A 14275-nucleotide genomic window follows, 5' to 3' on the forward strand; every position below is an offset into this window, starting at 1 on the left:
TGACCAGCGCCATCGCGGCGAAGGCGGTGGCTACCGGGATCCAGGAGTTTCCGGCCGGGGCGCGTCACCGTGCCGCACCCGGGACGGCGGCTCCTCAGCGCCCGCGCGTCGCCGCCTCGACCGGCTCCTTGCCCATGCGGCCGCGGGCCGCGCGGACCGTGGACGCCGGTGTGGGGGCCAGCGTCCGGTGGAGGTTGGTGCGCATGGTCGACGCGGCGTCGAGCACGTAGTTCTGCCGGACCTTCCACGGGCTGCGGTCGCCCTGGCGGGGGAACGCGTCGATGGAGCGCTTCACGTAACCGGAGGCGAGGTCGAGCAGCGGGCGCTCGTTCAGAGCGCCCGTCGGCCTGGGTTCCACGGCCGCGTAGTCGTGGCGGCGCATGTGGTTGAGCACCTTGCACACCAGCCGGGACGTGAGGTCGGCGCGCAGCGTCCAGGAGGCGTTGGTGTAGCCGATGCACACGGCGAAGTTGGGGACGCCGGTCATCATCGCGCCGCGCCACACGAACTGCCGGTTCAGGGGGACGGGTTCACCGTCGACGCGCGGCGCGATGCCGCCGAAGGCGAGGAGCTTGAGTCCGGTCGCGGACACGATGATGTCGGCCTCCACGACGCGGCCCGACTTCAGGCGGATGCCTTCGGGGACGAAGCGGTCGATGTGGTCGGTGACGATGTCGGCGTCACCCGAGTTGAGGACCTTGAACAGGTCCGCGTCGGGCACCGCGCACAGCCGCTGGTCCCACGGGTCGTACGACGGCGTGAGGTGCTCGTCGACCAGCCGGTCGTCCTTGACGATGCGCTTGTTGAGCCTGGTGAGCACGCGCCGCGCCGCCTTCGGGCTGCGCCGGCAGAACTGGTAGACGCCGATGGTGAACAGGATGTTCTTGCTGCGCACCACCCGGTGGGCCGCTCCCGCGGGCAGGGCCGCGCGGATGCCGTCGGCGAGTCTGTCGCGGGAGGGCAGCGAACTGATCCAGGTGGGGGAGCGCTGGAGCATGGTGACGTGGGCGGCGCTCCGCGCCATCGCGGGGACGAGCGTGACGGCGGTGGCCCCGCTGCCGATCACGACGACGCGCTTGCCCGCGTAGTCCAGGTCCTCGGGCCAGAACTGCGGGTGCACGACCGTGCCGGAGAACGACTCGGCGCCCTCGAACTCGGGGGTGTGCCCCTTGTCGTAGTCGTAGTAGCCCGCGCAGGAGTAGAGGAAGTCGCAGGTGACGGTGGACAGCGTGCGGTGGCCGTCCTCGTCGGTGCGCTCCAGCGTCAGGGTCCAGCGGGCCGCCTCGGTCGACCAGTCGGCGGCGAGCACCTTGGTGCCGTAGCGGATCCGGCGATCGATGCCGAACTCGGCCGCCGTCTCCTTGATGTAGCTCAGGATGGATCCGCCGTCGGCGAGCACTTTGCGGTCCCGCCAGGGCTTGAAGGGGTAGCCCAGTGTGAACATGTCGGAGTCCGAGCGCACGCCCGGGTAGCGGAACAGGTCCCACGTCCCGCCCATGGACTGCCGCGCCTCGATGATCGCGTACGAGCGTTCCGGGCACTCGGTCCCCAGCCGGTACGCGGCGCCGACACCGGACAGGCCGGCGCCCACGATCACCACGTCGATGTGCTCGGCAGGGGCCCCGGAGCCGGCTGTGCTGGAGTCTGCGGTGTGCGTCATGTTTTCCAGTGTCGGGAACCACAGCCCGCAGGAATTGACCTGGGACGACAGATCTTTGACCCTGGACGACATGTCCGTGATCAGATCGGCGGGGCTGCGCGGCTTCCGCGCCACGGTGGCGGAGCTCGGCGGTGACGCCGACGCGTACGCCCGGCAGGCCGGTTGCCCGCCGGCCGCGCTCGACGTGGACGACCTCCTGGTGCCGGAGGAGGCGATGGCGGCGGTGCTCGAACTCGCCGCCGCGGACCTCGGCTGCGCCGACCTCGGGCTGCGCATCGCCGCCCGGCAGGACCTGGGCATGCTCGGCGCCCTGGCCCTCGCGATCCAGAACTCCGACACCCTCGGGGCCGCCCTGGAGTGCACGACCCGCTACCTCTTCGTGCACGCCCGCTCGGTGAGCCTCAGCCTCGAACCCGATCCGTACGGCACGCCGGGGATGGCCGCGCTGCGCTACGGCGTGCGCGAGGGGGTGGTCGCGCCGCCGCAGGGCGTCGACCTCTCCCTCGGCTTCACGCACAGGGCCATCGGATATCTGGTCGGCCCGTACGGACTGGGCTCCGTGGAACTCCCCCACCCCCTGCTCGCCCCGCTGTCCGTGTACGAGGAGTTCTTCGGCGTACCCGTCAAGGGCGACCGCCCCGCGGCGCTGCTGCGCGTCCCCCTGAGCCTGGCCAACCGGTCCCTCGGCGGCACCAACGCGCAGCTGCGCCACCTCGCGCTCGCGTACCTCGACGAGCAGTTGCCGAGGGAGCCGTCCGACGTCGTGGGCAGCGTCCGGGCCGTCGTCGAGCAGTCGCTCGGCACGTCGTCGCCCGAGATCGGGGCGGTCGCCGGGCTCCTCAATGTCCATCCGCGGACCCTGCAGCGGCGGCTGCGCGCCGCGGGCACGACGTTCGCCGAGGTCGTCGACGAGGAGCGGCGCACCGCCGCCCACCGCTACCTCACCGGCACCGACCTCCCCCTCGGCCAGGTCGCCCTGCTCCTCGGCCTCTCCGAGCAGTCGGCCCTCAACCGCTGCTGCCGTCGCTGGTGGGGCACCACACCCCGTGCGATCCGCCTGGGCCGGCCCGGATCGCTGACGGACTCGTGAGCGAGCGGTCCCTGCGCCGAGCGCCGCGCCCCTTGGGCCGACTGACACAGCGCGTCGCCCGCCTCCGTCTCTTCCGACTTATGGTGCTTTACGAGGTTGATCCGGCCGTGAGGACGTAGGGAGTGCGCATGCGGCGTCGCACGTGGGCGCGGGCCGTGCTGGCGGTCGTTCTGGGGAGCGTCCTCGTCACCGGGCCGCAGGTGCCCGCCGCCCACGCCGAGAGCCGCCGCGCGGAGTGCGGCACCGACGCGTACCCGTGCTCGGGGGTGAACTGGCTGTACGAGTACAACTTCGCCCTCGGGCTGCATCCCTTCACCACCCCGCACGACGTCCGGTCCCAGCTCACGCACCACTTCTGGCTGTTCCCCGTGAGCGGCAGCGGCTGCCGGGGTCCGGTGCGGCAGGGCGACCGGTGTTCGCTGGTGGGCGACAACCCCGTGTCCGTCGAGCGCGTCGGGAGGACCTACTTCCAGATCACCACGCTGCCGGGACACAGCCTCGGCGCGGGTCTCCACATCCGGTTCTCCTTCTCGCGGACCCTCGGCATGCACTTCCTGACCGTGCGCGCCTGGTACGACGAGGCGACGACGTGCACCAACGGCTGCAGTGTGGTGAGCGGGCTGGTCGCTCTGGCGGTGTGGCAGGTCCTTGCGGACACACTGAAGATCTCGGCGTTCGCCGCGTGAGATCGTGGGCCACGCCCGTTCGTTGCTCACTCGAGTCCAAGGAGAAGCCTCGTGACCGGTTCGGCACCGACCTCTGATCTCACTGGCTGGCAGAAGGCGCCGTTCACGGGCGCCGGGCTGACGTACGACGTGTACGAGAAGGGCAGCGGCCCCGGCGTCGTACTGATCCCCGAGATCCCCGGCATCACGCCAGCCGTGCTCGGCCTCGCCGGCCATCTGGTGGAGCAGGGGTTCACGGTCGCGATCCCGTCCCCGTTCGGCGAGCCGGGCCGCGAGGAGTCCGTCGGCTACGCCCTCAAGGTCATGGCCCGGCTCTGCGTCGCCTCCGAGTTCCGCGCCTTCGCCACGAACGCGCGCCGGCCGATCGCGGACTATCTGCGCGCGCTGGCCCGCGATCTCGCGGCGCGCACACCGGGTCCCGGGGTCGGCGTCATCGGCATGTGCTTCACCGGAGGCTTCGCGCTCGCCGCCGCGGTGGACGACGTCGTGCTCGCGCCGGTGCTCAGCCAGCCGTCGGTGCCGTTCCCGGTCAGCGGGGCGCGGCGGGTCGACCCGGGCCTGTCCCGGGCCGAGTTCGACACGGTGGTCAGCCGTTCCAAGGAATCCGGTCTGTGCGTGCTCGGCCTGCGCTTCAGCGAGGACAGGGCGGTGCCCGCCCAGCGGTTCCGCACGCTGCGCGAGCATCTCGGTGACGCGTTCGAGGTCATCGAACTGGACTCGTCGCCGGGCAACGCGGGCGGCTTCGCCAAGGCCGCGCACGCGGTGCTCACCGCGGAGGTGCGCGAGGAGCCGGGCAACCCGGCACTCGCCGCCCGCGAACGCGTCGTGTCCTTCCTGCGCGAACGGCTGGTTTCAGAGGTTTCCTAGCTGTCGCAGGGCGCAACCTTCCTGCAACGTGGCGCGGAGTTGACTGTGGCTCCGCGACACCGTCCTACGGAAGGAGCCTGCCGTGAGTGACGAGGCCCCGCGTGTGGAGCTGACCCCTGCGGCCGCCGATCTGCTGCGGCGGCTGCGGACGGCCCATGGGCCCCTGATGTTCCATCAGTCCGGCGGATGCTGCGACGGCAGTGCCCCCATGTGCTACCCGGAGGGCGAGTTCCGCACGGGCAGCAGCGATGTGCGGCTCGCGTCCCTGACCGTGGAGGGCGTCGCGGAGCCGGTCGCGTTCTGGATGTCGAAGAGCCAGTTCGAAGTGTGGAGTCACACGCGGCTGATCGTCGACGTGGTCGAGGGCCGTGGCAGCGGCTTCTCCCTGGAAGCACCCGAAGGCGTACGTTTCCTGATCCGTTCCCGGCTGGTCGGCGCCTAGCCATCGACGCGCCCCTCTGCGTCTGGTGAACTCCCTTGTGTCAGAGGTGAGTTACGCGGACAGCTGGGGGTCACGTGAGACATCGCGACGGACGCTACAGATCGGCCCTCGCGGCCTGTGCCGCCTTCGGCGCGCTGGCCGGCACCGTCCTCGCCGGGGCGGCGCCTGCCAGTGGCGCGGAGGGCGGCGGCACTTCGATCGCCGCGGGCGTCACGTACGAGGAGTTCGACATCCCCGCGGCGAAGGGCCTGACGCACGCGCATGTGCTGAGCGTCGATCTGCGCGACGCGCGCGTGCGGGTCGATCTGCTGCACCCGGACGCGGTCGGCGGACGGGCCACCGTCTCCTCGCTGGCCGACGAGAGCGGCGCCGTCGGCGGCGTCAACGGCGACTTCTTCAACATCACCGAGTCCCAGCACCCCGGCGTGGAGGCCACCGGTGCCTCCGTCGGTCCGGCCGTCGCGAGCGGCCGGACGCTCAAGGCCGCCGTACCCGACGGCCAGCGCTTCGGTCCCGCGCTCCCGCCCGGCACCACTACCGAGGACGTGCTCGGCGTGGGCGTCGACCACCGCGTCCGGCTCGACCGCATGGCCCTCGACGGCTCGGTCACCGCTGACGGCCGGCGGCTGCCGCTCGGCGGCCTCAACCAGTACGCGCTGCCCGTCGGTTCGGTCGGCGCGTTCACCTCCGACTGGGGCGCCGTGTCGCGGGTGCGCGCCACGTGCGGCACCGACACGAACCGGGCCGCGCCGTGCAGCACGGACACGTACGAGGTGACGGTGCGGCACGGCCGCGTCGTGTCATCGGCCGACACACCCGGCAGCGGGCCCATCGCGTCCGGCGCCACTGTGCTCGTCGGGCGCGAGGCGGGCGCGCAGGAGCTGCGGAAGCTGTCGGCGGGCGACCCCGTCCAGATCAGGCACCGCCTGGTGGCGGCTTCGTCGCACGTTCCCTACCAGTTCGCGGTCGGCGGCTACCCCGTACTGCGGGACGGCGCACCGCTGCCCGGCCTCGACGCGAAGACGGCCGCGGTCCGCACCGCCGCGGGCACCACGGCAGACGGCCGCCGCCTCTTCCTCCTGGCCCTGGACGGCGCCCCGCAGTACCGCACCGGCCTGACCATCGCGGAAGTGGCGGACGCGATGCGCAAGTTGGGCGCGGACGACGCGTTCAGCCTGGACGGCGGCGGATCGTCCACCCTGGTCACGAGGGACCCGGGCGCCGCGACGACCACCGTGAGGAACCACCCGACGGACCCCCCGGAGCGTGCCGTGGCGAACGGGATCGGGGTCTTCTCGCGACGCTGAGATCCACGCTCGCACGGTCAGGATCTCGTCCCGGAGGGCTGCTCGCAGCCCTCCGCCGATGCCGGCGCCGCGCGTCTCACCCCCTGTCACGCACCGCCACAAGCCCGTTGAAGACCCCCACATACGCCGTTCCGTCCGGGCCGAGCGTGACCGGGGCCCAGTTGTTGTCGTAGGCGACTCCCGTGCCCGCCAGTTGCTTCCAGCGGGGTTCGCCCGTGTGGAAGTCGACTGCCGTGAGGTACCAGGCGTCTATGCCCAGGGAGTTGGGGTCCTTCGTGTAGAAGTACAGGAGGCCGTTCGCGGTGGAGAGCTTGGGGACCGTGGAGGGGGAGCGGACCTTGCTCTCCCATACGGTGTCGCAGCCCGAGCCGTCCTTGCGCACGTCGACCCGAGTGACTCCGCCCACGACTGAGCGGCCGAAGGTGAGTGAGGTGACGTTCTCGTAGCCGTAGTTGTTCTCGACGACGAGGCTGTTGCCGTAGCTGATCAGGGAGTTGTCCGTCGTGGAGGCGCCGGAGCCGAAGACGGGGACCTTGCAGACGAGGCGCCGGTCGTCGGGGACGTCGCGGCCGCGGCGGTAGACCATGATGTTCATGCGGTCGTCCGCGTTGTCGGTGATCGCGACGTAGTCCTCGCCCGCGCCGAACAAGTCGGGTGTGGTGCCTGAACCCTGGTTCACCGAGCCGGGCTTGGTACCCGTGCCGCGGTCGTACGTCTGGCGCCAGACGGCCTTGGGGGTACCGTCCGCCGCCGCCTCGAAGCTGTAGAGGGCGTGGTCGGAGACGATCGAGACGCCGTCCTCGGCGACCGAGAAGGAGTTCTGGATCTCCTCCCCCGGCAGCTGGACCGACTTGATCGTCCCGCCTGCCGGGTCGACCGTGCCGACGCGCCCCTGTCTCGTCACCCACCAGACGCGGCCCTGCCAGTCGGGCATCACCGACGTCACCGGGTCACAAGTACCACTCGGGTAGAGGTTCGTCCAGCTCACGCAGTCGTGCGGCACCTGCCCCGTCAGGTCCCAGTCGTCGGTCACGCGGAAGCGCCAGCTGCCGTCCGCCGCCTGCTCGTGGGCGAGCCTGATGATGTGCTGGCGCGAGTCGGCGAGGACGAGCCGGTCCTCGTTGTCGAGGTACGAGTAGGCGCCGCCCGAGGTGTCCTTGAAGATCTTCGAGAAGTCGAGCCGGGTGATGGCCTCGACGGTGGACGGGCGCTGCGGGAGCTTGTACTCGGCGAGGGTCTTCAGGGAGTGCGGGTCGAGCAGCTTCACCAGGAACCCTGTGAACGTGCCGCAGACGGTGACGACGCGGCCGTCCTTGTCGAAGGTCACCGTCGCGCATTCGCCGCCGAGCGCGGCCATCTTCTCGCTGCTCACCGCGGGCTCGTTCCCCAGCGGCCCGCTCCAGGGGTACGTGCCGCTGCCTGCCGCGTCCGCGTGCATGCCGCTTCGGCCGTTCGCCGCGAGATACGGGTGCTGCGGCGGCGCCTGACCCGGCACGGGGCGCGCCTGTGCGGGCGCTCCCGCGTACTGCTCGACGAGCCGGTGACCGGGCGCCTTGGGGATGTCGTCCGCCTGGGCGGGGTAGGCGACACCGGCCGCGGCGATCGTCATGGTCAGGGCGAGGGCGCGGCTCAGAGCTCTGCTCGTCATGGCGCGAAGCTAAGGTCACGCTCTTGAAGTGTCCATGCATACATGAGTGTTGTTCACGAACCCGAAACGATCAACGGACCCGTGGGCCACGGCCGATGGATCAAGGATGCAGACTGCTCACGATCCCCGCCGTAGCCGTCAGGCCGTTGTGCAAAGTGGGCGCCATACTCGTGCCGGCCAGCAGGAATCCCAGCAGCACGCAGACCATCGCGTGCGAGATCTTCATCGCGCCGTTGCGCAGAAAGACCACCGCCAGGATCAGAAGCAGCAGCACGACCGAAATCGACAGGGACATCGCCGAACCTCCTCCGCCACGCCAACACCGCGGCTTTCGGCCGCAAGTGTGGCGTAGCGAAGGCTGCGCCCGGGCGAGTGACGTGTCCGCCGAACGAGTGATGTGACGGCGGGCGCCTACTTCTCGTGGGCGTCGAGGAACGCTTCGAGACCCGCGAGGTCGTCCGTGTTGAGGTGATCCACACCGGCAGCGAGCAACTCGCCCCACACGGCGTCGCGCTCGGGCCCCGCGACGTCGGGCGTCGCCCAGAAGCGGACGCGGCGGCCCTCCCGGTGGGCGGCCGACACGATGGAACGCAGCTTCTCGCGCTCGGCGGCCGGGATCGGCCCGGCACCCTGCCAGGTGAAGTTGTTGGCCCAGTTGTCGCTGATGAGCGGAGTGAAGGAGGCGGGCGCGGCGGCGCCGAGGTCGGTGAGGCGGCCGTCGTAGAACGCGCTGCGCGCTCGCTGCCGCTCCATGGGCTCGCGGGCGGCGCGGTCCCCGGAGATCACCGCGGTGACCGCGCCGGTGCGTACGCGGCCGTGTGCGTACGTGGTGAACAGGTTGCGGTAGCCGCGCAGTTGGCGGTCGAGTTCGAGGTAGGTGGCCGCGCCTTCGGTCTTGATGTCGACGAGGAGCTGCAGGGGCGTGCGGTACCCCCGGTACACGGAGCCGTGGTCGGCCCTGACGCGGGCCGCGAGCGGCTCCAGGTAGAGCGCCGCGAGGGTGCGCTTCGGGTCGAGGTCGATCGGGTCGTGCGCGACGAGGAGCTCGCCGTCGACGAGGTAGATGTCCGCCTCGACGCTGGCGAAGCGGTGGTCGAGGGCGTCGAGGAGGGGCCGCGGGTGCTCGTAGTCGTTGTGTGCGTGGGCGCGCAGCAGGGGGCGGGGGCCGCGTCCCCGCTCGGACGCCTGCGCGTACCCGGGCACGGCGACGGTCGCGGTGACCGCCGCGGCGAGGGTCGTGAGGGCTCTGCGACGGGTGAGATGGGCCATGTGTTCCTCCCGGAGAATGCCGTACGGGCCTCAGCGAGTATGAGGTCCCGTACGCCTCAATGGGCGCTACCAAGAAGGGAGTTGGCCGGACCTGCATGCCGCGTTCACCTGGGTGCTCAGGGTGAATGACAGGCTGCCGGGCGGGGGCGGACCGCCCCTCGTTCATCACCTGCCGTCTCCGGCGGAGCCCAGCGCGTCCCACTCCACCGTCCGGCCGCACCAGCGCTGGAGGAGAAGCCGGTCGTGGCCCACGGCCAGCAGGCCCGCGCCCGTCTGCGCGCGATAGTCCTCCACGACGCCCACCAGGGCCGCCGTCGTGGACGCGTCGAGCATCGCCGTCATCTCGTCGCAGATCAGCCAGCGGGGGCGCAGGGTGAGGGCCCGGGCGAGGCAGGCGCGTTGCAGCTGTCCGTCGCTGACTTCGTGGGGTCGCCGCGACAGGAGGTCGGCGCCCAGGCCGACGGTGGCGGCCAGCTCGCCGACACGATCGTCCGGTTTCAGGCCGGAGGCCCGCAGCGGCTCGGCGATGAGGTCGGCGAGGCGCAGCCGCGGGTCGGCGGACAGGCGCGGCTGCTGGAAGACCACGCCGAACGCGGTGCGCTGCTCGCGGGGCGCGCGATGGCGCCAGCCGCGGGCCGGCACCCCGTCGATGACGACGCGGCCGGAGTCGGGGCGGTGGAGCAGGGCGGCGACGCGGGCAAGCGTGGACTTGCCGCAGCCGCTGGGCCCGAGGAGCCCGACGGCCTCACCGGGGGCGATGGTCAGGCCGGCGTTCCGCACGACGGGGCTGCCGCGCTCGTACCCGGCGGTGACGGAGATCAGTTCAAGCACGCGGCGCCTCCAGCGGCACGGTCGCGGGGTGGTGGCAGGCCACGCCGTCCGCGAGCGCGGGCCGGGTCCCGCAGGTGCCGGTGGCGCGGTCGCAGCGCGCGGCGAACGCGCAGCCGGCCGGGAGCGCGCGCAGTTCGGGCGGCATCCCGGGAATGGGCGTGAACCCGCGGTCGGGCAGCGAGTCGAGGAGGCCGCGTGCGTACGGGTGCCTGGGCCCGGGGCTGCCGAAGAAGTCGGCGGCGTCGGAGAGTTCGACGATGGTGCTCGCGTACATGACGGCCACGCGGTCGGCGATCCGTTCGGCCGCCGCGAGGTCGTGCGTGATGAGCAGGAGGGCACGCTCCGCCCCGATGTGGCGGCGCAGTTCGTCGACGGTGCGGTCCACGAGGTCGCGGTCGAGCCCGGTCGTGGGTTCGTCGGCGAGGAGCAGGGGCGCGCCGCCGACCAGGGCCAGCGCGGTCGCGGCCCGCTGGGCGAGCCCGCCGGACAGTTCGTGCGGGTGCCGGTCGAGATGCCCGGCGGGGAACGCGGCGCGCTCCGCCGCCTCCTCGGCGGCGGCCCGCAGCCGTGGCCCGCGGCGCAATCCGGTCAACTCACGTACGATCTCCTCCAGTTGGGACCGGATGGTCCGTACAGGGGTGAGGTGCGCGGCGGGGCTCTGCGGTACGAGGCCGACGCGGCGGCCGCGGACGGTGCGGGCCAGGGTGCGCTCGTCGGCGGCGAGGAGGTCGAGGTCTCCGGCGAACGCGGACCCGGCGGTCTCCGCGTTGCCCGGGAGCAGCCCGAGGAGGGCGGACGCGAGCACGGACTTGCCGCATCCGCTCTCCCCGACGAGGGCCAGGCACTCGCCCGCCGCGAGGTCGAAGCATGCGCCGCTGACGGCTTGGACGTACGCGCCGTCGCGCATGCGGAAGCGCACAGACAAGTCTCTTACGGACAGCACGGGTTGGGGCTCGGTCAAAGCATGAGCTCCGATCGGCGGCGCGGATTGAGCCGTTCCCGCCAGGCGCCCGCGAGGCCCGCGATCGCCAGGGTCGGCACGATGATGAACAGGCCGGGGAAGAGGGTCGGCCACCAGTCCCCGGCGAGCAGCGAACCCCGCGCGGACTGCACGAGAGTGCCCAGGCTCGCCTGGTGCGTGGGCAGGCCCAGACCGAGGAACGACAGGGCGGACTCGTGCCAGACGGCGTGCGGCACCATGAGCACGGCGGCGAGCACCGCCTGCGGAAGGACGCCCGGCAGCAGGTGGCGCACGGCGATCCGCCACCGCGAAGAGCCCCCGGACACGGCCGCGTCGATGTAGGGCCGCGCGCGCAGGGAGAGCACTTCGGCGCGCACGATACGGGCCGTGGACAGCCAGTGCGTGAGCGCCACGGAGACGACGACCGGCCACACGCCCGGCCGGAACATGGCGACGATGAAGATGCCGAGGAGCAGGTGCGGCACCGACGAGAAGACGTCCACGAGCCGCATGACGACCCGGTCCGTCCAGCCGCCGACGGCGCCCGCGAGCGCGCCCACGGCCGTGCCGATGACGGTCGCCACTACGGCGGCGACGACCCCGACGAGGAGGGAGACGCGCAGCCCGTACACACAGCGCAGCAGCAGGTCCCGGCCCACGTCGTCGGTGCCGAACGGATGGGCCCACGAAGGGGGCCGGAGCTTGGCGGCGAGGTCGACGGCTTGTTCGTCGACCTGCGCGAGGGGCGGCACGACGAGGACGGCCAGGACGACCGCCGCGACGAGGACGGCGGACGTGCGGACCCGCCACGCGCGCGTGGAGCGGCGCGCGCCGCCGCAGGTGCGCCAGGTGAGTTCAGCCATCGAATCCCACTCTCGGGTCGGCGAGTCCGTACAGGAGGTCGGCGGCCAGGTTGCCGAGGAGGACGGCGAGCGTGGCGAGCACGGTCAGCGCGGCGAGCAGCGGGAAGTCCACCGATGTCGCGGCCTGCACGGTCGCCGCGGCGATGCCCGGCCAGCTGAACACGGTCTCCACCAGGAGCGCGCCGGTGATCAGTTCGGGGACGCGGGAGCCGATGAGGGTCAGTACGGGCAGCATTCCGGAGCGCAGGGCATGGCGGGTCAGGACGGTGCGCGTGGCGAGTCCGCGTGCGCGCGCCCCGCGGACGGGGTCCTCCTCGAGTGCGTCGCCCACGCCCTGGCGTACGTAGAGGACGAACCAGGGAAGTTGCGAGACGGCGAGGACGGCGGCGGGGAGCACCAGGTGCGAGGCGACCTGTCCTGCCGTGAGCGTGGTGCTGCCGGTGTCGGTGAGTCCGCCGGCCGGGAGTGCGCCGAGTTTCAGGGCGAACAGCCAGACGGCGAGCAGGCCGAGCCAGAACGGGGGCGCGGCTTCGAGGGTGTAGGCGACCGCGGTGACGGTCCGGTCGAGCCGTCCTCCCTGACGTCGCGCCGCGAGTACGCCGAGTGCCGTGCCGACCAGGACGGCGGCGAGGAACGCGGTGGCGGCGAGCAGGACGGACCAGCCGATGCGTCCGCCGACGACGTCGGCGACGGGCTGCCGCAGTACGGAGGAGTCGCCCAGGTCGCCCTGGAGTGCGGCGGTCAGCCAGTCCCACCAGCGGGTGACCAAGGGCCGGCCGACGCCGAGGTTGGCTCGGAGCTGGTCGAGGTCGTCCTGCGAGGCGGTGAGTCCGGCGGTGCCCGCGTAGGCCTTGACGGGGTCGAAGGGGGACGCGGCGGCGATGGCGAAGACGCCGAAGGTCACGGTGGCGAGGACCGGGACGGCGAACAGGATCCGCCGTCCTGTCAGGCGCGCCATCGGCCCCCAGGGGAGCCGCCGCTTCACGCGGCCGGCTGCCACTTCTCGACGTTCCACCAGGGGCCGGAGGCGAGGCCGTGGTCGTGGGGCTCGACCTGGGTGGTGAGGTCGCCGAACCGGTCGCCGACGACGTAGAGGTGGTCGATGTGGGTGAGGAAGGTGTAGCCGGGGTTCTTCACGAGTTCGCGCTGCACCGTGTCGTAGGCGGCCTTGCGCCCGGCGCGGTCGTCGGTCCTGCGGGCCGCGTCGAGCGCCTTGTCGACGCGCGCGTTGTCGTACCAGGCCATGTTGTTGAAGCCGTCGCCCGCGAGGGAGGACCTGAGGAGCGTGTACTGGTCGAAGTCGGGGTCGGCCGGGGAGCCGCCGCCCGCGAGGACCGCGTCCTTGGGCATGCGCGGCTCGATGACCTCCCAGGTGCCGGACTCGACCTTGATCTGGATGCCGAGCTTCTTCGCGTCGGAGGCGTAGGCGAGGGCGTGGTCCTGGCGGAGCTTGTCGCCGGTCAGGTACCAGAGCGGGAAGCAGGCGCGGACGCCGTCCTTCGCGCGGATCCCGTCCCCGCCTGCCTTCCAGCCCGCGTCGTCGAGGATCTTCCTGGCCTTCGCGAGGTCTTGGGTGCGCTCGGTGCCCTTGGTGAACCAGGGACTGTCGGTCGGGACCGGGCCGTACGCCTCCTTGCCCGCGCCGTCGAGGATCGAGCCGACCATGGCCTTGCGGTCGACGCCGGTGTCGAGCGCGCGCCGGACAGCGGTGTCACCGGTGACCTTGTTGCCGGTGGGCAGGGTCACGACGCGGTAGTCGAAGGTGCGGGCAGCGTATGTCTTCTTGTCGCCGTCGCTCTTGAACGTCGCGGCGAGGGCGGGCGGCAGGATGGCGCCGTCGAGGTCGCCGGAGCGCAGCCGGGTGGCGCGCACGTCGTCGTCCTTGATGACGGCCATGGTGAAGTTCCTGACCTTCGGCTCGCCGCCCCAGTAACGGGGGTTGGCCTTGAAGGTGAGCTTCTCGCCCTTGGACCACTTCACGAGCGTGTACGGCCCGGTGCCGACCGGCTTCGTGGTGAAGTCGCCGGTGTTGACATCTTGCCTGCCCGCTATGTGCTCGGGCGCGATCGGCAGGACGGTGCGCTCGGCGAACGGGGCGTACGGGTACTTGAGGCGGAAGACGACGGTGTCGTCCCCCTTGGCCTCGACCGTGTCGACGGCGTCGAGCTCCGTCTTGGAGGCGTTGTTGGTCTTCTTGTCGAGGATCGTCTCGTAGGTGAAGACGACGTCCTTGGCCGAGAAGGGCTTCCCGTCGCTGAACCGCACGCCGTCGCGCAGCTTGTACGTGTACGTGCGGCCGTCGGCGCTCACCTTCGGCAGGGCGGCGGCGAGCGCGGGCTGGAGCTTCATGTCCGCGTCGTGGGTGAGCAGCCCGTCGAAGATCTTCGAGTTGCCGTCCTTGCCGTAGCCCAGGAGCGGGCTGAGCGTGTCCGGTTCGTAGGCGATGCCCACGACCGCGCTCGACCCCGCCCGCCCCTTGCCGCCCTCACCCGCCCCGCCGGGCGCCGAACAGGCCGCGGCGGTCACCGACCATGCGGCGACCGCCGCCACCGCTGTCGCACCTCGTGCCGACCTGACCGCCATGCCCACCCCTATTGAAGATCAACTCTTATTGCGAACGAGTCGCAATAATGCCATCTCGTCAAGGGAAG

The 14275-nt window shown here is 71.7% G+C and carries 14 protein-coding genes; 5 read left to right on the plus strand and 9 right to left on the minus strand.

The genetic code is table 11. The features are described 5' to 3' along the window. Positions 1-94: 94 nt before the first annotated feature. Positions 95-1660, minus strand: a complete 1566-nt coding sequence (locus ACWIGU_RS16605) for a flavin-containing monooxygenase (protein WP_454401464.1) — start codon at positions 1658-1660, stop codon at positions 95-97. Positions 1661-1730: 70 nt separating this feature from the next. On the opposite strand from ACWIGU_RS16605, the gene ACWIGU_RS16610 reads away from it, so the two are divergent. From ACWIGU_RS16610 to ACWIGU_RS16630, 5 genes are all read left to right on the plus strand, one after another. Further along, positions 1731-2750: an AraC family transcriptional regulator gene (locus tag ACWIGU_RS16610; protein WP_454401466.1), complete on the plus strand. Its 1020-nt coding sequence runs from the start codon at positions 1731-1733 to the stop codon at positions 2748-2750. 128 nt (positions 2751-2878) lie between these two features. Continuing rightward, positions 2879-3436 carry a hypothetical protein gene (locus ACWIGU_RS16615; protein WP_454401468.1) on the plus strand — a complete coding sequence of 186 codons (558 nt, stop codon included), beginning with the start codon at positions 2879-2881 and terminating at the stop codon, positions 3434-3436. Between the two features lie 51 nt (positions 3437-3487). Then, entirely contained in the window at positions 3488-4303 is an 816-nt protein-coding gene (locus ACWIGU_RS16620) for a dienelactone hydrolase family protein (protein WP_454401470.1), read from the plus strand. Between the two features lie 82 nt (positions 4304-4385). Next, positions 4386-4745: a DUF779 domain-containing protein gene (locus ACWIGU_RS16625; protein ID WP_454401472.1), complete on the plus strand. Its 360-nt coding sequence runs from the start codon at positions 4386-4388 to the stop codon at positions 4743-4745. Positions 4746-4819: 74 nt separating this feature from the next. Beyond that, complete coding sequence (locus tag ACWIGU_RS16630; RefSeq protein WP_454401474.1) at positions 4820-6052, plus strand: phosphodiester glycosidase family protein; 1233 nt, start codon at positions 4820-4822, stop codon at positions 6050-6052. A 76-nt stretch (positions 6053-6128) separates the two neighbouring features. On the opposite strand, the gene ACWIGU_RS16635 is transcribed toward ACWIGU_RS16630, so the two are convergent. The 8 genes from ACWIGU_RS16635 to ACWIGU_RS16670 all read right to left on the minus strand — a co-directional run bounded on the left by ACWIGU_RS16635 (position 6129) and on the right by ACWIGU_RS16670 (position 14207). Then, positions 6129-7700 carry a hypothetical protein gene (locus ACWIGU_RS16635; RefSeq protein ID WP_454401476.1) on the minus strand — a complete coding sequence of 524 codons (1572 nt, stop codon included), beginning with the start codon at positions 7698-7700 and terminating at the stop codon, positions 6129-6131. 100 nt (positions 7701-7800) lie between these two features. Then, a complete protein-coding gene (locus tag ACWIGU_RS16640) occupies positions 7801-7995 on the minus strand; it encodes a hypothetical protein (RefSeq protein WP_100593056.1) in 195 nt (64 codons plus the stop codon). Between the two features lie 116 nt (positions 7996-8111). Next, positions 8112-8969, minus strand: coding sequence for a phosphatidylinositol-specific phospholipase C/glycerophosphodiester phosphodiesterase family protein (locus ACWIGU_RS16645; RefSeq protein WP_454401478.1), 858 nt, complete (start codon positions 8967-8969; stop codon positions 8112-8114). A gap of 165 nt (positions 8970-9134) precedes the next feature. Further along, the gene (locus tag ACWIGU_RS16650; RefSeq protein ID WP_454401480.1) at positions 9135-9800 is read right to left on the minus strand and encodes an ABC transporter ATP-binding protein; all 666 of its coding nucleotides are present in this window, start codon (positions 9798-9800) and stop codon (positions 9135-9137) included. Further along, positions 9793-10761: an ABC transporter ATP-binding protein gene (locus tag ACWIGU_RS16655; RefSeq protein ID WP_454401482.1), complete on the minus strand. Its 969-nt coding sequence runs from the start codon at positions 10759-10761 to the stop codon at positions 9793-9795. The genes ACWIGU_RS16650 and ACWIGU_RS16655 overlap by 8 nt, the downstream gene beginning before the upstream one ends. After that, complete coding sequence (locus tag ACWIGU_RS16660; RefSeq protein ID WP_454401484.1) at positions 10758-11624, minus strand: ABC transporter permease; 867 nt, start codon at positions 11622-11624, stop codon at positions 10758-10760. Before ACWIGU_RS16660 ends, ACWIGU_RS16655 begins: the two co-directional genes overlap by 4 nt. Beyond that, positions 11617-12582 (minus strand): ABC transporter permease, encoded by a 966-nt coding sequence (locus ACWIGU_RS16665; protein WP_454401486.1) that lies wholly within the window; start codon positions 12580-12582, stop codon positions 11617-11619. The genes ACWIGU_RS16660 and ACWIGU_RS16665 overlap by 8 nt, the downstream gene beginning before the upstream one ends. Before the next feature lie 23 nt (positions 12583-12605). Next, the gene (locus tag ACWIGU_RS16670; protein ID WP_454401488.1) at positions 12606-14207 is read right to left on the minus strand and encodes an ABC transporter substrate-binding protein; all 1602 of its coding nucleotides are present in this window, start codon (positions 14205-14207) and stop codon (positions 12606-12608) included. Positions 14208-14275 lie beyond the last annotated feature (68 nt).

The sequence above is a fragment of the Streptomyces sp. NPDC055400 genome, from assembly GCF_053644375.1.